This window comes from Acetobacter garciniae, from assembly GCF_017377735.1.
Lineage (GTDB): Bacteria > Pseudomonadota > Alphaproteobacteria > Acetobacterales > Acetobacteraceae > Acetobacter > Acetobacter garciniae.
Window position 1 is genome coordinate 16,738 of record NZ_JAFVMH010000006.1, and the last position, 18,293, is coordinate 35,030.

General features: G+C 63.1%; 15 protein-coding genes. 4 read left to right on the plus strand and 11 right to left on the minus strand.

What is annotated here, in order from left to right; translation table 11 throughout:
- Positions 1–206 precede the first annotated feature (206 nt).
- Positions 207–1,529: a lipopolysaccharide biosynthesis protein gene (locus tag J2D77_RS11770; RefSeq protein ID WP_331000113.1), complete on the plus strand. Its 1,323-nt coding sequence runs from the start codon at positions 207–209 to the stop codon at positions 1,527–1,529.
- 96 nt (positions 1,530–1,625) lie between these two features.
- On the opposite strand, the gene gph is transcribed toward J2D77_RS11770, so the two are convergent.
- Positions 1,626–2,351: a phosphoglycolate phosphatase gene (gph, locus tag J2D77_RS11775; protein WP_207846484.1), complete on the minus strand. Its 726-nt coding sequence runs from the start codon at positions 2,349–2,351 to the stop codon at positions 1,626–1,628.
- 108 nt (positions 2,352–2,459) lie between these two features.
- Between gph and glmU the strand changes: the two genes are divergently transcribed.
- Positions 2,460–3,806 carry a bifunctional UDP-N-acetylglucosamine diphosphorylase/glucosamine-1-phosphate N-acetyltransferase GlmU gene (glmU, locus tag J2D77_RS11780; protein WP_207846485.1) on the plus strand — a complete coding sequence of 449 codons (1,347 nt, stop codon included), beginning with the start codon at positions 2,460–2,462 and terminating at the stop codon, positions 3,804–3,806.
- The gene (gene glmS, locus J2D77_RS11785; protein WP_207846486.1) at positions 3,806–5,629 is read left to right on the plus strand and encodes a glutamine--fructose-6-phosphate transaminase (isomerizing); all 1,824 of its coding nucleotides are present in this window, start codon (positions 3,806–3,808) and stop codon (positions 5,627–5,629) included. Before glmU ends, glmS begins: the two co-directional genes overlap by 1 nt.
- Before the next feature lie 83 nt (positions 5,630–5,712).
- Here glmS and J2D77_RS11790 read toward each other — a convergent pair whose 3' ends face one another.
- Both J2D77_RS11790 and J2D77_RS11795 read right to left on the minus strand, forming a co-directional pair.
- Positions 5,713–6,606, minus strand: coding sequence for a DUF3108 domain-containing protein (locus J2D77_RS11790; protein ID WP_207846487.1), 894 nt, complete (start codon positions 6,604–6,606; stop codon positions 5,713–5,715).
- A gap of 28 nt (positions 6,607–6,634) precedes the next feature.
- Positions 6,635–7,417 carry an IclR family transcriptional regulator gene (locus J2D77_RS11795; RefSeq protein WP_207846488.1) on the minus strand — a complete coding sequence of 261 codons (783 nt, stop codon included), beginning with the start codon at positions 7,415–7,417 and terminating at the stop codon, positions 6,635–6,637.
- Positions 7,418–7,688: 271 nt separating this feature from the next.
- On the opposite strand from J2D77_RS11795, the gene J2D77_RS11800 reads away from it, so the two are divergent.
- Positions 7,689–8,174 carry a glutathione peroxidase gene (locus J2D77_RS11800; protein ID WP_207846489.1) on the plus strand — a complete coding sequence of 162 codons (486 nt, stop codon included), beginning with the start codon at positions 7,689–7,691 and terminating at the stop codon, positions 8,172–8,174.
- 30 nt (positions 8,175–8,204) lie between these two features.
- Here J2D77_RS11800 and J2D77_RS11805 read toward each other — a convergent pair whose 3' ends face one another.
- The 8 genes from J2D77_RS11805 to nuoL all read right to left on the minus strand — a co-directional run bounded on the left by J2D77_RS11805 (position 8,205) and on the right by nuoL (position 18,293).
- On the minus strand, positions 8,205–8,891 hold the full coding sequence (locus tag J2D77_RS11805; RefSeq protein WP_207846490.1) for an ABC transporter ATP-binding protein: 687 nt from the start codon (positions 8,889–8,891) through the stop codon (positions 8,205–8,207).
- Positions 8,884–10,131 carry a lipoprotein-releasing ABC transporter permease subunit gene (locus J2D77_RS11810; RefSeq protein WP_207846491.1) on the minus strand — a complete coding sequence of 416 codons (1,248 nt, stop codon included), beginning with the start codon at positions 10,129–10,131 and terminating at the stop codon, positions 8,884–8,886. Before J2D77_RS11810 ends, J2D77_RS11805 begins: the two co-directional genes overlap by 8 nt.
- A gap of 5 nt (positions 10,132–10,136) precedes the next feature.
- Entirely contained in the window at positions 10,137–11,453 is a 1,317-nt protein-coding gene (gene proS / locus J2D77_RS11815) for a proline--tRNA ligase (RefSeq protein WP_207846492.1), read from the minus strand.
- A gap of 150 nt (positions 11,454–11,603) precedes the next feature.
- A complete protein-coding gene (locus J2D77_RS11820; RefSeq protein WP_207846493.1) occupies positions 11,604–13,247 on the minus strand; it encodes a ribonuclease J in 1,644 nt (547 codons plus the stop codon).
- A 9-nt stretch (positions 13,248–13,256) separates the two neighbouring features.
- Positions 13,257–14,069: a type III pantothenate kinase gene (locus J2D77_RS11825; protein WP_207846494.1), complete on the minus strand. Its 813-nt coding sequence runs from the start codon at positions 14,067–14,069 to the stop codon at positions 13,257–13,259.
- A gap of 2 nt (positions 14,070–14,071) precedes the next feature.
- Entirely contained in the window at positions 14,072–14,818 is a 747-nt protein-coding gene (locus J2D77_RS11830; RefSeq protein WP_207846495.1) for a biotin--[acetyl-CoA-carboxylase] ligase, read from the minus strand.
- 26 nt (positions 14,819–14,844) lie between these two features.
- A complete protein-coding gene (nuoN, locus tag J2D77_RS11835; RefSeq protein WP_207846682.1) occupies positions 14,845–16,281 on the minus strand; it encodes an NADH-quinone oxidoreductase subunit NuoN in 1,437 nt (478 codons plus the stop codon).
- A 71-nt stretch (positions 16,282–16,352) separates the two neighbouring features.
- Positions 16,353–18,293: an NADH-quinone oxidoreductase subunit L gene (nuoL, locus tag J2D77_RS11840; protein ID WP_207846496.1), complete on the minus strand. Its 1,941-nt coding sequence runs from the start codon at positions 18,291–18,293 to the stop codon at positions 16,353–16,355.

Here is an 18,293-nt window from a genome sequence, read left to right on the forward strand (position 1 = left end):
GCACCAAAGGCCGCGCGGACGCGTTCAAGATGATGCGGCGTTTCGGGGTCGTTGTAAAAACTTGTTACATTTATTGTATCGCATTTCGCCAATTCCAAAGCGATTGCGGCCGAATGGTAGCACTGGTAAGATTCAGCAATGTATAGAAATGCAACATTCATCGTGGGTCACCGTATAATTTTATTGTGTCTGGTGAGCAAGTCTTGGTGACAACCGTGGCACGTGAGGACGGATTACTCAGCCGGACACTTGCCAATCTTGCCTGGCTTCTGGCGGGCAAGGGTGTTGGCGCGGTGCTGAGCCTGATTTATCTGGGGCTGGCGGTCCGGACATTGAAGAGCCAGGGCTTCGGGCAATTCACCCTTGTCTTCGGCACCGCCCAGGCCATTGCCGCTGTCGTCAGCTTCCAGACCTGGCAGATCGTCATCCGCTACGGGGTCAATCATATTGCCACGCGCGATACGGGAGCGCTCGCACGGCTGGCCGGGTTCTGCATCGGGCTGGATGTCGGCAGCGCCGTTGCGGGCTGTTTTATCGCCTGGGGTGGCGTAGCGCTTCTGGGGCCGCTGCTTGGCTGGCCCGAAGGGCTGTCGCATGCGGCCCTGGCGTTCTGTTTCGTCATGCTGCTTTCCGTGCGCTCCACGGCCGTGGGGCTACTGCGCCTTCACGACCGTTTTGGCGTGGGGGCCATGGCCGACGCGGTAACCCCCGTCGCGCGTTTCATAGGCGCACTGGCCGCGGTCCTGTGGGACCGCACCGTAACGGGCTTTCTGCTAGCCTGGGCGATTGCAGATATCATCACCGCGATTGCGTACTGGGTTTGCGTGGCCAAGGTCATGCCGGGTGCCCTGCCCGTGGCACAGCTTCGCCAAGGGTGGCGCGCGCCGGTCGAAAACCCGGGCATCTGGCGCTTTGCGTGGCTGACCAACCTGAATTCGATCATCGGCACGGGCTGCAACAACATGGTGGTGATCGTGGTGGGCCTTGCCACGGGGGCGGCCGATGCCGGGCATTATCGGCTGGCGTATCAGCTCAGCCAGGCCCTTGTGCGCGTGTCGGAAATGTTTTCCCGTGCGGTTCTGCCTGAACTTGCGCGCGCCCATGCCAGCCAGGCGCTGGACAGTATCCGCATGCTGCTGCGCAAATCCACGGGGCTGGCCCTTGGGGCCACCCTGGCACTGGCACTGGCACTCGCGGCATTCGGCCGCCCTGTGCTGCACCTTGTCGCAGGCCATGATTACCTGGCGGCGTTCCCGCTCCTTGTGGCCCTGGGCATTGCCGCATCGCTGGACCTGATCGGCGTGAGCTTCGAGCCCGCCCTTCTGGCAACCGGCCATGCCGGGCAGGCGCTGAAAGTGCGCCTTGTCCGCACGTTTATCCTGTTTGCAGCCCTTGGGCTGCTGATGCCGCGCATTGGCATAAAAGGGGCTGCGTGGAGCATGCTGATCTCATCAGCCGTGGGGCTGGCCCTGTCCGGGCTTGCAGTCTGGCGGGCCATTGCCAAAAAAAAACCGGCCCGGCCGCAATAAGCAACTGCCCTCCGCCCCATATGGCCCTGCATCAGCGCAAGCCCGAATGCGGCCTTGCGGGCGTAGGGTGACAATGGAGGTGCTCCGGGGACGGACCTAGCCTGTGCGTATCCTGTCCGGGGGCAATACCGTCTCAAGCGTTACGGGCACCTGCGCCATGCTCCGCGCCAGCGGGGCCGAATGCCCGGAATGCCCCGGTGGCGGGGTCACCCCATAACCCCAGGCCGCGAATACGAAGTCGCACCCCGCCCCTTCGGCCGCCAGCCAGTCCGGGGGCATGTCCCCGATCATGACGCTACGCTGCACCTGCCCGCCCGCCTGCACGATGGTGCCCAGCAGGTGGCGCGGGTCGGGCTTGCGTGCGGCAAAGCTGTCGCCCCCGCCAACGGCCGCAAACAGCGCCGCCACACCCAGCGTATCCAATATGCCGCGCGCCGCCCGTTCGGGCTTGTTGGTGCAGATCGCCAGGCTCCAGCCCTGGGCTTGCAGCGCATGCAGGGCGTCTTCCGTGCCGGGAAAGAGCCGGGACAGGCGGGCCGCGCGGGGCGTATAAAATGCCATGAAACGCTCCGCCGCCTGTGCCGATTCGGGCAGGGTCGTCACAGGGCCACCGGTCAGGGCGGCCTGTTTGCGTGCCGCCAGGGCCAGGGCACGGGTGACAAGCACCTGCACGCCTTCACCGATCATGCCCCTGACCTCTGCATCCGAGATGGGGGGAAGTGCGTAGGACGCCAGCAGGTCCCGGCTGCATTCCGCCAGATCGGGCAGGGAATCCAGCAAGGTGCCATCCATGTCAAAAACCGCGAGCCTGCGGGTCGTCATACTCGGTCAGCCTTCATCAAAAAGATCGGAAGCTTCAGGATATGGCATGTCTGCCCCACCCCGGCGAGACGTTTGACACGTGCCTGTGCTTGGCTTACCGCATCTGACATGACGTCTCTTCCCTCTTCGCGTCCGGCTACGGCGGTTCTTCTGGCCGCAGGGCTGGGCACCCGCATGAAATCCTCGCGCCCCAAGGCCATGCAGACCCTGGCGGGCCAGCCCATGCTGGCGCACCTGATCGCCAGCGCGGCGGAGGTATTCGACCGGCTGGTGATTGTCGTCGGCCCCGATATGGACGACGTTGCCAAACTGGCCGCCCCCTTCCCCGTGGTGGTCCAGCATGAACGCCTGGGCACCGCCCATGCCGCCTTGCAGGCCGAACACTGGTTCGGTGAAGGCGACGTGGCCGTGCTGTATGCCGATAACCCGCTGATTTCGGCCCAGACCCTGGCCGCCCTGCTGGCCGAACGCCGCAAGCCCGGTGTGGGGCTGGCGCTGCTGGCCATGCGCCCGGCGGACCCTGCCCGTTATGGCCGGGTCATGACCCAGGGCGAAGACGTGACCCGCATTGTCGAATGGGCGGACGCCACGCCGGACGAGCGGGCGACGGATCTGTGCAATGCCGGGGTGCTGTGCGCGGGAGCTGCGGATTTTCGCAAATGGCTGCACCGCGTGGGGAACGACAACGCCAAGGGCGAATTCTACCTGACGGATGTGGTCGGCCTGGCGGTGGACGACGGGGCCCGGGTGCGCGCGGTCGAAGCGGCCGAGGATGAACTGCGCGGCGTGAATTCCCGCGCCGAACTGGCCCAGGCCGAACACTGCCTGCAAGAACGCCTGCGCCACAAGGCCATGGAAAACGGGGTGACGCTGGTTGCCCCGCAGACGGTCTTTTTCAGTGCGGATACCGCGCTCGCCCCCGACGTGCTGGTCGAACCCAACGTGGTGTTCGGCCCCGGTGTCACGGTGCATGAAAACGTGGTGATCCGCGCCTTCAGCCACCTGGAAGGGTGCGAGGTGCATGCAGGTGCCGTCATCGGCCCCTATGCGCGCCTGCGGCCTGAAACCAGCATAGGCTCGGGTGCGCGCATCGGCAATTTTGTCGAGGTCAAGAGTGCGACGCTGGGCGAAGGCACCAAGGTCAACCACCTGACCTATCTGGGCAATGCACGGATCGGGGCGCATACCAATATCGGCGCGGGCACCATTACATGCAATTATGATGGCGTGTTCAAGCACACCACCACAATCGGGAACAACGTGTTCGTGGGGTCTGACTCGGTGCTGGTGGCGCCCGTCAGCATCGGGGACCACGCGCTGGTGGGTGCGGGCAGCGTCGTTACATCCGATGTCCCGCCCGAGGCCCTGGCACTGGGCCGGGCGCGTCAGGTCAACAAGCCCGAGCTTGGCAAACGCTTCATGGACGCCCGCAAGGCAGAAAAGGAAAACGGCTGATGTGCGGAATTTGCGGCGCAGTTGGACTGCGACACGCAACCCCTATCATATTCGAGGGCCTGCGCCGGCTCGAATATCGTGGTTACGACTCGGCGGGGATCGCCACACTGGTCGATGGCCAGGTGGAACGCCGCCGCGCCGCCGGCAAGCTGGACAACCTGGCAGACCTGCTGGCCCAGGACCCGCTGCCTGGCACCACGGGCATTGGCCATACGCGCTGGGCCACGCACGGCGCGCCCACCACGGGCAATGCCCATCCGCACGGCACAAGCCGCGTCGCCATTGTCCATAACGGTATTATCGAAAACTTCGAAACCCTGCGCCGCGAGCTGGAAGGGGCGGGGCAGGTCTTCGAAACCGAAACCGACAGTGAAACCATAGCCCAGCTTGTCGACTATCACCTGCAACAGGGCCTTACCCCGAAAGAGGCCGCCCTGCGCACCCTGCGCCGCCTGGAAGGGGCGTATGCGGTCGCCATGATCTTTGCAGGGCATGAAGGGCTGATGATCGGCGCATGCCATAATGCCCCCCTGGCCGTGGGCTTTGGCGATGAGGAAATGTTCCTGGGTTCGGACTCGCTGGCCCTGGCCCCCCTCACCCGCCGCATCGCCTATATGGAAAACGGGGATTGCGTGATCCTGACCCCGCAGCGCGCCGACTTCATGACCTTCGATGGCACGCCCGTCGAACGCCAGGTCCAGGTCACCGCCCTGACGGCAGGGGCCATCGGCAAGGATGGGTACCGCCACTATATGGAAAAGGAACTGCACGAACACCCGCTGGTGATCGGGCAGACCCTGCAACGCATGGTGGACCCGGCAACCCGCAGGGTCAGCCTGCCCGACCTGCCGTTTAACCTGGCCAGTGTGCCACGCGCGGTCATAACCGCCTGCGGGTCCGCCTTTTACGCGGGCATGGTCGGGCGCTACTGGCTGGAAGAGCTTGCCCGCCTGCCGGTCGATATCGATGTGGCCAGCGAAATGCGCTACCGCGACCCGCCGCTGACCCCAGGCTCGCTCGGCCTGCTGATCTCCCAGTCGGGGGAAACGGCGGATACGCTGGCCGCCCTGCGGGGCCTGCGCGAAAAGGCCATTCATATTCTCTCTGTCCTGAATGTCGAACACAGCACCATGGCGCGCGAAAGCGACACCGTGCTGGGCACCGTGGCCGGGCCTGAAATTTCAGTCGCCTCCACCAAGGCCTTTACCGCGCAGTTGACCGTTCTGGCCTGCCTGAGCATTGCCACGGCGCGTGCACGCGGCAAGCTGGACAGCCTGCGTGAAGAAGAACTGGTGGGTGCGCTGCTGGACCTGCCCAGCCGCGCGGCCGATGTGTTCAAGCAGGGGGATGCCATACGCACCATGGCCCGTGTCGTGGCCGAAGCGCGCGACGTGCTGTATCTGGGCCGGGGCAGCCTGTTCCCCGTGGCGATGGAAGGCGCGCTCAAGCTCAAGGAAATTTCCTACATCCACGCCGAAGCCTATGCGGCGGGGGAGATGAAGCACGGCCCGATCTCGTTGATCGACCGCAGCGTGCCCATTGTCGCCACCGCCCCTTCCACCCCGCTGTTCGACAAGACCCTGTCCAACCTGCAGGAAGCAAAGGCACGCGGCGGCAGGCTGCTGGTCTTTACGGACACACGCGGGGCGGAACGCGTGGGTGCCATTGCCGAGCATATGGTGGTGCTGCCCAGCGTGCATGACTTCGTGGCCCCGATCCTGCAAACCATCCCGGTCCAGATCCTGGCCTATGAGGTGGCAGTGCTCAAAGGCACGGATGTGGACCAGCCCCGTAACCTGGCCAAATCCGTCACGGTGGAATAGGCGGCCCCGCCAAACAGGCGCCGAATACGGGTGGGGAAAGTTCCCCGCCCGTATTCATCATGAGGTCACTGGCAAGATTGCTTTCAGGGCACCAGCCTGGGCGGGTCTTCAAGCTGGATGACGATATGCCCCAGCTTGGGGTGTTCCAGTTCCAGCCGCACCACGACCAGCCCCACCTGCGGCACGTCCTCGAACCAGACCTGGCCGGGCTGGGGCTGGCGCAGCTTGCTGGGGCGGGCTGAAACCTTGAACCCCTGCACCTGCTGCAAGACGAAATTGCACCGCAGCCCGTCGGCACCCCAGTCACGCATCGTGCCTTCGGGCAGGCGCTGTATGCCCGCGTCACTCATGCTCAGCGTGCTCAGGCGCAGGCCATCGAAAATCTTTCTGGGTGTGTCCGTGCAGCGATGCGCGGCCTGGACCTGGTGCAGCACCCCCATGAAGGTGGCCAGCATGTCCACCGCCCCCACCTTGTCCTGAAGGGTTACGGGCTCACGATCGGCCTCGGTGGGGTTTTCCTCCGTCACCTCGGCCATGCCCTTGGGGTACCCCATGTTCAGGAGCCAGTCCTGATGATGGGAGCGGCCATCGCTCTTGTAGAACTGGGGCGTGACCGTACCGTCGGGCGTGAAGGTGCCCATGCCGGACATCCGCAGGGAACTCTTGACGAACAGGCCCACCAGCCCGCCTGTCCTGGCGGCGGCGGATACGCTGTACTGATCGGCCCCCAGGCGATACGCCGTATCCAGCGCCATCAGTTCCAGCCCATGGGCATAGATATGATAGCGTGCGACGTTCTGCGGCAGGGTTTCGGTCGCACCGGCACCTGCGGCAGGCTGCATGACGCAGGCCGCAAGCAGGCCCGCCAACAGCCCGCCTTTGCCCAGCCGGGCCGGGAAGGCCCGGCGGAATACCCCGTAACGGACCACGCCCGGGCGCGACCCCCGCGAAAACAGGAAAGCGCGTAATCTGTTCATGATGTGCCCTGTCATGTGCCCCGTGACACTATAGGCCGCGATAGCCAAGCCTGAAGGAAACCGCGCGTGCCAGATCAACGGCCCTGGCCCCCAGTTCCTTGACGTCATACTGGGTCAGTTCCGTCTGCGGCAGGCTGATCCCCACCCCTGCCACGGCCTGGCCGGAATGGTCCCTGATGGCTGAACCGAAACACCAGAGCCCGTCAAGCACCTGTTCGTCATCCACCGCGTAGCCCCGATCCTGTATTTCGGCAATTTCGCGCACCAGTGTCGTGACCGAGCGTATGCCATGCGGCGTGGGGGGCTTGGGCCAGGTCGCAACCGGATGCTGGGCCAGCCAGTCCTCGAATGTCTCGTCATCCATGCCCGCCAGCATGGCATTGCCTGTGGCCGTAAATATGGCAGGCAGGCGCATGCCCACCCGAAAGGATGCGCCCAGCACCGTCGCGCTGTTGCGACAGGCCAGGTAAACCACCTGCATCCCTTCGAGCATGGTCAGGGTCAGGGTGAACGTATCCAGGTCCGGGCGGTTATCGAGCACATGGTAGAACTCCGCCACCAGATCGCGCTTTTCGGTCACGTCACCCGCCCAGTCAAGCAAACGTGTACCCAACCGATACCCCTGGGACGACGTTTTTTCCAACAGGCCAAGCTCGACCATGACCGCCAGCAGCCCGTGGGCCGTGCTGCGCGGCAGATCGAGCTGGCGGGCGACATCGGCCGCCAGCGGTGGGCGGCTTGCCGCCTTGACGAGATCGAGAATGCGAACGGCGCGCCGCAGGGCTGGCACCGTATCCGGGGGACTGGGCATGCGTTTTCGTATTTTCCTATTGACAGAGGAAGCTCATCTCTTCATATTCCACATACGGGATCGAGTTCAATATAATGAACAACAATAAACGAACCGATCTCCCCGCGCAGAGTTGCGGTGGAAGCCTGAAACAAGAACCCGAAACAGGGCACCAGGCTTCCACCCTGCCGCGCCAGCGATCATTCCCTTGGTCCCTTTCCACTCGCCCATCATGCGTCATTGAGCTACACAGATCTCTCTCCTGCCACAAAACCAGCAAAAGGGCAGCACCTTGACCTGTGTATATAATTTTACTCTTCCCGGACTTGAAGGCGGCAGCATCGACCTTGGCACCTATCGGGGCAAGCCCATCCTGCTGGTCAATACCGCATCCCTTTGCGGTTTCACCCCGCAATATGAAGGGCTGCAAGCGCTCTGGACCCAGTTCAACAAGGCTGGGCTGGTCATCGTGGGGATTCCCAGCGACGATTTCGGCCACCAGGAACCCGGTTCAGCCCACGAAATCGCCACCTTCTGCCAGCGCAATTACGGCGTGACCTTTCCCATGGCCGCACGCTGCCACGTCAAGGGAGGTGAAGCCATTCCGCTGTTCAAGTGGCTGGACAGCCAGTTGGGCATTCTGGCCCGGCCGCGGTGGAATTTCTTTAAATACCTGACGAACCGGCAGGGCATGCCCGCCACATGGTTCAGCAGCCTGACACCCCCCACCGCATGGCGGGTCAGGCACGCGGTCGAGCAGGTGCTGCAAGCCGACTAGGCCTCTGCCCGCCAGCACTCTTTAGCGTGCCTAGCGCGGGACGATCTTGCCTTCGCGCAGGGTCACGACCCGGTCCATACGGGGCAGAAGTTCCTCGTTATGGGTCGCGACCAGTGCCGCCAGCCCCTTTTGCCGCACGGCTGTCAGCAGTTCGGCAAAGACCGCATCCGCCGTGTGGACATCCAGGTTGCCGGTGGGTTCGTCCGCCAGCAGCAGGGCCGGGTTGTTCGCCAGGGCACGGGCAATGGCCACGCGCTGCTGTTCCCCGCCTGAAAGCTTGCCCGGCAAATGATCCAGCCTGTGGGCCAGTCCGAACATGTCCAGCAGGCGTTCGGCCTCGGCCCGCGCGCGCGCCTTGGGCACGCCGGCGATCATCTGCGGCAGCATGACGTTTTCGCGCGCGGTGAATTCGCCCAGCAGATGGTGGAACTGGTAGACAAAGCCGATCCGGTCGCGCCGCAAAACGGTACGACCGGCCTCGGCCATGCCCTTGGTGGACTTGCCCGCAATGACGATATCGCCCGCATCGGGCGTGTCTAGCAGGCCCGCCAGATGCAGCAGGGTGGACTTGCCGGTGCCCGACGGGGCGACAAGGGCCACGATTTCCCCCGCCCGGAGTTCGAAATCGGCCCCGCACAGCACGGGCAGCACGCCGTCATCCCCGCTGCGATAGGCTTTCTGCACGCCTTCCAGCGCCAGCACGGTCGGGTTATTCATGGCGCAGAGCCTCCACCGGGTCCGTTTTCGCCGCCCGCCATGATGGGTACAGCGTTGCCAGAAGGGACAGCACCAGCGCCATGGCAATGACCTCCACCACCTGCCCCCAGACCAGCCGGGCCGGCAGGTGTTCGAGGTAATATACTTCGGGGTTGAACAGGTTGGTGCCGGTCAGCCTTTGCAGAAGCTGGCGAATCCGCTCGATATTCAGGCAGAACACCACACCCAGCACCGTGCCAGACACGGTGCCCGCCACCCCGACAAAAGCCCCGCACATCAGGAAAATGCGCATGATCGCACCCCGGCTGGCCCCGATGGTGCGCAGCACGGCAATGTCGGCCGTCTTGTCCTTGACCATCATGATCAGAGAGGAAATGACATTGAACGCCGCCACCAGGATGATCAGGGTCAGGATCAGGAACATGACATTCTGTTCCACCTGAACCGCGCCGAACAGGGCGTTATTGGCATTTGTCCAGTCCAGCACCCGCAGGCCGGGGTTCCCCAGCGCCTTGTCGATCGCCATGGAGATCGGGCGCACATGCTCGGCATCCGTCGTCATGACCAGAAGCTGCGTCACCTGTCCGGGCATCTGGAAATAGACCTGAGCCGCATGCATGGGCAGGAACACCACGGAGGAATTGTAATCGTTCACGCCAGCATCGAAAATGGCCGCCACATGATAGGTGCGCACACGCGGCACGGTGCCGAAGGCGGTGGCCGCCCCATCGGGCGAGACAAGGGTCAGCCCGGACCCCACGGACAGCCCCGCCCGTTCGGCCAGCGTGACACCCACCACAATGGAATCGTCACTGCCGAACGCATCGAGCGAGCCGGCGATAATGGAGGAACTGACGGCCTTGAGGTCACGCAGCCCCTGGGGGGTGACACCATGCACCACCCCGCCGGAACTGTACGCCCCGGCACTGAGCAGCACCTGGCCTTCGATCATGGGGGTGGCACTGACCACGCCGGGCACGGTACGGACCGTCCGCGCCGCGGCTTCGTACTGCGAGATGGTCCGCCCCGAACCGTAAATGGTCAGGTCACCGTTCAGGCCCAGGATGCGGCTCATCAGATCGGCCTGAAAGCCGTTCATCACCGCCATGACGATAATCAGCGTTGCAACGCCCAGGGCAATGCCGATCAACGAAAAAATGGCGATGATGGAGACAAAGCGTTCCCCCCGGCGCGCACGGAGGTAACGGCCCGCCACCGCCCGCTCGAAGGGACCGAACATGGCCCTTAGCCCGCCAGGACCAGGGCCAGCGCGTCATCCACGCTGACTTCGCGCCGCTCACCCGTGGCCCGGCGCTTGAGTTCGACAATACCTTCCTTGGCACCACGCGGCCCGACCACGATCTGCCAGGGGTGGCCCATCAGATCGGCATCGGCAAATTTCACGCCCGCGCGCTCGGCCCGGTCATCATACAGGAAGTCCTCGGGGGCGGCTGCGTAAATGCGTTCGCACACGTCATCGCACAGCGTATCCCCCATTTTCAGGTTCAGGATGGCGGCCTTGAAGGGGGCGACGGAATCCGGCCAGATAATGCCGTTCTCGTCATGGCAGGCCTCGATGATGGCACCGGTCAGACGCGACACGCCAATGCCGTAGGACCCCATTTCCGGGTAGAGCTTGTTACCGTCCGGCCCGGTGATGCTGACATCGAGCGCCTTGGTATATTTGTTCCCGAAGTAGAAGATGTGGCCCACCTCCACCCCACGACCTTCCCGCCTGCGCTCGGCGGGCACGTTTTCCCATGCGGCGGTGTCGTGCATTTCGTCCGTGGCGGCGTAGGGTGTGGTCACGCGGTTGAAAAACGCTTCCAGCGCTTCGGGGTTGTTGGTGTCCACCGGTTCGTCCAGCCAGTCCTGTTCGCCCAGTGCCGCATCGTAATACACACCGCTTTCGCCGGTCGGGGCCAGGATCAGGAATTCGTGGCTCAGTTCACCGCCGATGGGGCCGGTATCGGCCCGCATGGGAACCGCCTGCACGCCAAGCCGCTGGAACGTGCGCAGATACGCCAGCAGCATGCGCCGGTAGCTGGTCACGGCGGAGGCATAATCCACATCGAAGCTGTAGGCATCCTTCATAAGGAATTCGCGCCCGCGCATCACGCCAAAGCGCGGGCGCACCTCGTCACGGAATTTCCACTGGATATGATACAGGGCCTGGGGCAGTTCCTTGTAGGACTTCACGGCCTGGCCGAACAGGTCGGTAATCATTTCCTCATTGGTGGGGCCGTAAAGCAGTTCGCGCTTGTGGCGGTCCTGAATGCGCAGCATTTCCGGGCCGTAGGCGTCATACCGCCCCGAACGCCGCCACAGATCCGCGGATTGCAGGGTTGGCATCAGCACTTCCTGCGCGCCGATCCGGTCCTGTTCCTCACGCACGATCTGGCCGATATTGCGCAGCACCTTCAACCCGGCTGGCAGCCAGGCATAAATGCCCGACGCCGTCTGGCGAACAAGCCCCGCGCGCAGCATGAGCCGGTGCGAGACGATCTGCGCCTCTGCGGGGTTTTCCTTTAACGTGGGAAGAAAGCTGCGCGAAAGACGCATGGTGCATTCAGCCTTGTGCAGGGAACGGCTTATGGCACGGCAAAGCCTGTTCCGATGTTATGAAGTCCTGCGCGGGTTTAGAACAGCGCAGGGTGAGAGAAAACCCGGCCAGGCCGGGCTTTCCTTGATAGTGGGGGCTTGCGGTCGTGTTCAGACACGCAGCAGGTGCACGTCAACCAGCGGGCGCTTTTGCAGCTTGCGCCCCAGGGCACGCCGCAGCGCCGTCTTGGCCGCGTCACGGAAGGCGGTGTCATCGTTGCGCAGTTCGTCGGGGATGACATCGAGCGCGTTGGCGAATTCCTCGCGCACGCGAATGCTCTCCAGATCATCGGGTTCGAGCAGGCCGGGGGCACTCAGCTTAGGCTCACCAATGACAAAGCCTTCGTCATCAACCGCAAAGCTGCCGATCACCACCCCGTTGAACAGCATCTTGCGCCGGGCTGCCAGCACGCCGCCATTCATGGGCAGGAGACGGTTGCCGTCCAGCGCCAGGCGGCCGGTGGGGGCTGTGTCCACCACTTCGAGCTTGCCGGGTGCCAGGCGCAGAATATCGCCGTCTTCAAGCAGGATGGGGGTAATGCCCATTTCCTGGGCCAAAGCCGCCTGGGCCGTCAGGTGCCGCCATTCGCCATGCACGGGAACGACATGCTGGGGCTTGAGCAGGCCGTACATTTTCTGCACGTCCCCACCCGTGGCATGGCCCGACACATGCACCAGATGATCGCGATCGGTCAGGACCGTCACGCCGCGGCGGGCCAGGTTGTCCTGCACCGCCATGATGGCCTGTTCGTTGCCGGGGATCATACGGCTGGAATAAATGACCGTATCGCCCTCCCCCAACGAGATATTGGGGTGAATATCGAGCGAGATGCGAGACAGGGCGGAGCGGGGCTCCCCCTGGCTACCGGTGATGATCATCAGCAGCCGATCATCTGGCACCTCGTTGACATCCTGCTCACTCAGGAACGGCAGCACGCCCGACAGGTAGCCGCATTCGCGCGCCGCCGTGTCGAGGTTGCGCAGCGAACGGCCCACCAGCATGACCGTCCGGCCCGCAGCCTGCGCCGCCATGGCGATGGTTTCGACACGGGCTACGTTGGAGGCAAAGCAAGTGACCGCCACGCGCCCTTTCAGACTGGCGATCAGTTCCGTCATGCTCACGCGCACTTCGGCTTCCGAACTGGAAAAGCCGGGCTTCATCACATTGGTGCTGTCACACACCAGGGCGAGCACGCCTTCCTTGCCGATTTCCTCCAGCCGGGCCAGATCGGTGGGCGGGCCCACCAGCGGCGTGGGGTCGAACTTCCAGTCACCCGTATGCACCACCACGCCCGAAGGCGTGCGCAGCACCAGGGACTGCGCTTCGGGCACGGAATGCGTGACCGGCACGAATTCGATATCGAACGGCCCCACGTCAAAGCGGCTGCCGGGCTTGACCACATGGATCGGCACATCGTTCAGCCGGGCTTCGCCCAGCTTGCGCCGCAGCACCGCATTGGCGAAGGGGGTCACATAGATCGGGCATTCCAGCATGGGCCAGACATGCGCGATGGCACCGATATGGTCTTCATGCGCGTGGGTAACGACCAGCCCCGCCAGGTTCTTGCGGCGTTCGACGATAAAGGCCGGGTCGGGAACCAGAATTTCTGCCTCAGGCGTGTCGTTGCCGCTGAAACCGATGCCGCAGTCAATCGCAAGCCAGGTATCGCCCAGGCGATACAGGTTGAGATTCATGCCAATCTCGCCTGTTCCGCCCAAGGGCAGAAAGGCCAGATCGCCGTTGTGTTCTGTCATAATGTCGTTTTATCCTTCAGTCAGAAAATCTCGTTCCACAGTCAGTTTTGGCAAGGGGTTACGCCCCGCCAGCAAGCGCAGTCCATTCAAGGTCAACATTGAATCCACCTGATCGAAAACAGTCGTTCCTTCCGAGAAGAGCGGAGCCAGACCACCGGTTGCAAGCACCTTCATAGAAGGCCCCACTTCCCGCCTGATCCTCTCGACGATCCCCTCAATCAGACCGACATACCCCCAGAATACCCCCGAGCGCATGGCCGAAACCGTGTTCCGGCCAATCGCGGATTCCCCCACCGGGCGGCCTATGCCAATGCGTGGCAGACGTGCCGCCGCCTGATGCAGCGCTTCAACCGAAAGGTTGATGCCCGGCGCGATCACCCCGCCGCAATAACTTCCTTCACCATCTACCACATCGAAAGTCGTGGCCGTACCAAAATCGATCACGGTCAGCGGGCCGCCATATTCGTAATGGGCGGCAAGCCCGTTCAGCAGCCGGTCCACCCCGACCTCGTCCGGGTTGTCGACCTTGATGGCAAAACCCCAGTCCAGCCTGGAAGATGCAAGCAGCGGTTCCACCGCGAACCATTGCCGGCATAACGTGCGCAGGTGGTACAGGGCTGCGGGCACCACGGTCCCGATCACCGCCCCTTCGATGGCGGCGGGGGTCATGCCCTGCGTTTTCAGCAACGCCAGCAGCCACACGCCATATTCATCCGAGGTGCGCTGGGCCTGCATGGTGATGCGCCAGACACCACGCCATTTTTCCCCATCATGGACGGCAAAAACGACATTGGTGTTCCCGGCATCGACAACGAGCAGCACCGTTACGCGCTCCCCTGAGCCAGCAAAATCTCACCCGTCGCGATTATCTTCATCCCGCCATCCGTGTCCAGCATCAGGCGACCATCCGCCGTAAGCCCCGCAAAACGCCCTTCCTCATAAGTACTCCCGCCCTTTACGACAAGAGGCGTTCCTATCGGGTGGGCCCGATCGAGCCAGGCCGCGCGCAGCGGCGCAAAGCCCTGTTCCCGCCAGATCGCACACCAGATGGACAACTGGGTAAGCACCGCGCGGGCCACATTTTCAACCTCCGGCACGTCGCCACATTGGGCCAGGCATGCTGTCCTGCGCCCGATTTCCGCAAGCCCGGGGGCGGCTGCCAGGTTGGCCCCCAGCCCGATGACGACATTTGCGCCGTCGCGTTCAATCAGGATACCACCCAGCTTGGCGCCATCAAGCAGAATATCGTTGGGCCATTTGATCGCAAGCCGCGCACGGGCCGCAGGCACACTGGCGGCAAGCCCTTCAAAAAAAGCCATGGAGGCGGCAAAGGGCCATCCGCCAAGGCTTTCGCTTCCCGCCATGTTGGCGTCCAGCAGCGCGGAAAGGGCCAGGCTTTGGCCCGCATCCTGCCACTGGCGACCGCGGCTACCCCGGCCCCGTGTCTGCCGCCTGGCCAGGACGGCCAGCCCTGCGGTCTCTCCCGCCCTGGCTTTCTGCAGGCAGTAATCGGAAGTGGAAGGCAGTTCGTCATGGCATTCAAGCCGCCACGACACGTCCCGAACGTTCATACACCCCCACTCTCATACGCGCGGGCTTACCCGACGAGTGCCACCGCAGCCTGATGGGCGAATGCCATCAACGGTCCCAGCATAGCAATGAACAGCACCGTTGCCAGCCCCATGCCGCCCGAGACGAAAAGCAGGCTGGACGCGGGCCGGTCGAATTCCTCGGCCGGGGCGTCAAAATACATGACCTTCACCACCCGCAGGTAATAATAGGCCCCTACAATGCTGGACAGGGCGCCGATCACGACCAGCGTATAAAGACCGGACTGCCAGGCGGAGGCAAAAATAAGAAACTTGCCGAAAAAGCCCGCCAGCGGGGGCACGCCGACCATGCTGAACATGAAAATGGCCAGCGCCAGCGCCATGCCGGGGTTGGTTTTTCCAAGCCCGGCCAGATCGGCAATGCCGGTGACTTCACGCCCGTGGCGGCGCATGGCGCCAATGCAGGCGAACACGCCCGCGTTCATGACCAGATAGGCCGCCAGATAGATCAGTGTCGCCTGCACCCCGGCGGAAGATGCCGCCGCCAGCCCCATCATGGCGTAGCCCATATGCCCGATGGAGGAATAAGCCATCAGCCGCTTGATATTGGTTTGCGGAATGGCGGCGAACGCCCCGTAGACCATGGACAGGATGGAGACCACCTCCACCAGGATCTGCCAGCGCGGTGCGATGGTACCGAACGGCCCCGCCATGACACGCAGGAACAGGGCGAAGGCCGCGAATTTAGGCGCACCGGCCATATAGGCGGTCACCGGCGTGGGGGAGCCCTGGTAGACATCGGGTGTCCACATGTGAAACGGCACCACGGAAAGCTTGAAGCTCAGCCCCACCACCACGAACACGATACCGACCACAAGCCCCATGGGCGGCATGGCCACGGCACGGACGGCCTCGACCAGGCCGGTATATTCCATCGTGCCCGCATAGCCGTACACCAGCGAAATGCCGTAAAGCAGCAGGCCGGAGGCCAGGGATCCGAGAATAAAATATTTCAGCCCGGCTTCAGCGGACAGGACATTCTCCCGCTCCAGCGCGCACAGGATATAGATGGACAGCGAAGACAGTTCCAGCCCGACAAACAACGTCATCAGATTGGCCGAGGATGCCATGATCATGGCCCCCAGCGTGGAAAACAGCATCAGCACAGGGGCTTCGAACGGCAGCGCCTGCGCATCGTTCGTGCGGTAGCTTACGCTCAGCACCACGGCCGCCAGACCGCCCGTCAGGATCAGGATCTTCATGAACCGGGCAAAGCCGTCATTGACGAATGTTCCGGCGTAGCCCTGGCCCGCCGGAGCCAGCAGCACCAGCAGCGCGCAGACCAGGAACGCAGCGACACTCAGCATGGCGGACGGAAAGAACCCCTCCCCCTTGCGCTGGAGAACACCGGCCACGAGAATAACGATGCCAGAGAGTGCCAGAACAAGCTCCGGCAGGGCCACGGCCCAGTTGAATGTGGTCATCACGCCCATTGCGCAGCACTCCGCACAGCAAGAGAAGACAGGAAGCCAGGAAAGTCACGTGTCATGTCGGCTTATCCGCACAGGGCCACTGTCAGGAGCACGACAAGTCCCGCCAGCATGGTAAAGGCATAAATGGCGATGGACCCGGTCTGGAGCTTGACGGCCTGCACCGCCCCGTCCCGCGTGGCATGCACGACATCCAGCGGCAGGCCTTCCACGACAGCTTCATCCCCGTCTTTCCACAATGCACGGGCGATAGCCGCATAGGGACGGACGAAAATGATGTCGTACAGTTCGTCGAAATACCATTTGTTGAGAAAAAAGCGGTAGAGCGGGCCTGTCGCATGGGCAAGCGCCACCGGCAGGGTCGGGCTTACCACATAGAACACCACCGCCAGGGCAATACCCGCGAAGCCGGCAACCGACGGCAAAAGGGCGATCATGGCGGGCACGTGTTCGAACCGCTCCATGATCGCGTTGTCCGGCGCGTTGAAGATGGCGCCGTTCCAGAACGCCACCTGATGCGCACCGATATAGAACGGGGCCAGCAACGCACCGGCCAGGGCAGCACCGATCGCCAGCAGCACGAGCGGCACGCTCATGACTGCGGGACTTTCATGTGCGGCGTCGAGCGCATGCCTATCAGCCGCCTGACCGTGGAAGACCAGGAAAATCAGACGCCAACTGTAAAAGGCGGTCAGGAACGCCGTCACGGTACCCAGCACCCACGCATAATGGCTGTAGGATGCATCCGACGCCCACAACGCGTTCAGGATGGCATCTTTCGACCAGTAGCCGGCAAGCGGGAACACACCGGCCAGTGCCAGACTGCCGATCCAGATCACTGCGTAGGTCAGCGGCAGTTTTTTCCACAGCCCGCCCATGCGGAACATATCCTGTTCATCATGCATGGCGTGAATGACCGAACCCGCCGCAAGGAACAGAAGCGCCTTGAAGAAGGCATGCGTGGTCAGGTGGAAAACAGCAGCCTGATACGCCCCGACCCCGACCGCCGCGAACATGTAGCCAAGCTGCGAACAGGTGGAATAGGCGATCGTGCGTTTGATATCGGGCTGCACCATGCCCACGGTAGCTGCGAAAAAACAGGTGGTCGCACCGATCACGATCACGACCGTGCGGGTGCCGGGCGCGAATTCCAGCAAAGGCGACATCCGCGCCATCAGGAACACACCCGCCGTTACCATGGTTGCGGCATGGATAAGGGCAGAAACCGGAGTAGGCCCTTCCATGGCGTCAGGCAGCCATGTGTGCAGGAAAAGCTGGGCCGACTTGCCCATGGCGCCAATGAACAGCAGCAGGCAGATTACTTCGAGCATGCGCACAGGCATGCCGAAGATGGTGTAGGATGCATCCACAACCTGCGGAACGGCGGCAAAGATCTGATCGTACTGCACCGTGTGGAACAGCACGTAAACCAGCCCGATGCCCACGATAAAGAACAGGTCCGCCACACGGTTGACGACAAAGGCCTTGATGGCCGCAGCGGTGGCGGACGGGCGATCGTACCAGTAGCCAATCAGCAGGTAGCTGGCCAGGCCAACCCCTTCCCAGCCGAAAAACAACTGGATCAGGTCGTTGGAGGATACCAGCATCAGCATGGCGAAGGTAAAGAGCGACAGATAGGCAAAGAACCGGTAGGTCGGCATGCTTTCGTGGCTCATGTAGCCAACGCTGTAGCAATGCACCAGCAGCGAAACCGACAGCACCATCGCCACCATGGTGGTGGACAGGGTGTCGAAGCGCAGCGTCCAGTCCGCCTCGAACCCGCCAGCATGGACCCATTCGGCCAGCGGCACGGCAAGATGGGGGAAACCGGCCTGCCATGCCCCCCACAGGGCCCCGATGCCGCATAGCGTCGCAACACCCATGCACAGCAGCGTAATGGCCTTGGCCAGGGTGTCACCAAACAGGCGGCCACCCAGCCCGGCTATGGCCGCCCCCGCCAAAGGGGTGAGAACAGCCACGGAAAACAGGGAAAGATCAGTCTGCAT

What these genes read in the sequence shown, in the direction of transcription:
- gph (WP_207846484.1), bottom strand. Translation starts at nt 2,351, where the DNA reads ATGACGACCCGCAGGCTCGCGGTTTTTGACATGGATGGCACCTTGCTG.
- glmU (WP_207846485.1), top strand. Translation starts at nt 2,460, where the DNA reads ATGACGTCTCTTCCCTCTTCGCGTCCGGCTACGGCGGTTCTTCTGGCC.
- glmS (WP_207846486.1), top strand. Translation starts at nt 3,806, where the DNA reads ATGTGCGGAATTTGCGGCGCAGTTGGACTGCGACACGCAACCCCTATC.
- J2D77_RS11790 (WP_207846487.1), bottom strand. Translation starts at nt 6,606, where the DNA reads ATGAACAGATTACGCGCTTTCCTGTTTTCGCGGGGGTCGCGCCCGGGC.
- J2D77_RS11795 (WP_207846488.1), bottom strand. Translation starts at nt 7,417, where the DNA reads ATGCCCAGTCCCCCGGATACGGTGCCAGCCCTGCGGCGCGCCGTTCGC.
- J2D77_RS11805 (WP_207846490.1), bottom strand. Translation starts at nt 8,891, where the DNA reads ATGAATAACCCGACCGTGCTGGCGCTGGAAGGCGTGCAGAAAGCCTAT.
- J2D77_RS11810 (WP_207846491.1), bottom strand. Translation starts at nt 10,131, where the DNA reads ATGTTCGGTCCCTTCGAGCGGGCGGTGGCGGGCCGTTACCTCCGTGCG.
- proS (WP_207846492.1), bottom strand. Translation starts at nt 11,453, where the DNA reads ATGCGTCTTTCGCGCAGCTTTCTTCCCACGTTAAAGGAAAACCCCGCA.
- J2D77_RS11820 (WP_207846493.1), bottom strand. Translation starts at nt 13,247, where the DNA reads ATGACAGAACACAACGGCGATCTGGCCTTTCTGCCCTTGGGCGGAACA.
- J2D77_RS11830 (WP_207846495.1), bottom strand. Translation starts at nt 14,818, where the DNA reads ATGAACGTTCGGGACGTGTCGTGGCGGCTTGAATGCCATGACGAACTG.
- nuoN (WP_207846682.1), bottom strand. Translation starts at nt 16,281, where the DNA reads ATGACCACATTCAACTGGGCCGTGGCCCTGCCGGAGCTTGTTCTGGCA.
- nuoL (WP_207846496.1), bottom strand. Translation starts at nt 18,293, where the DNA reads ATGCAGACTGATCTTTCCCTGTTTTCCGTGGCTGTTCTCACCCCTTTG.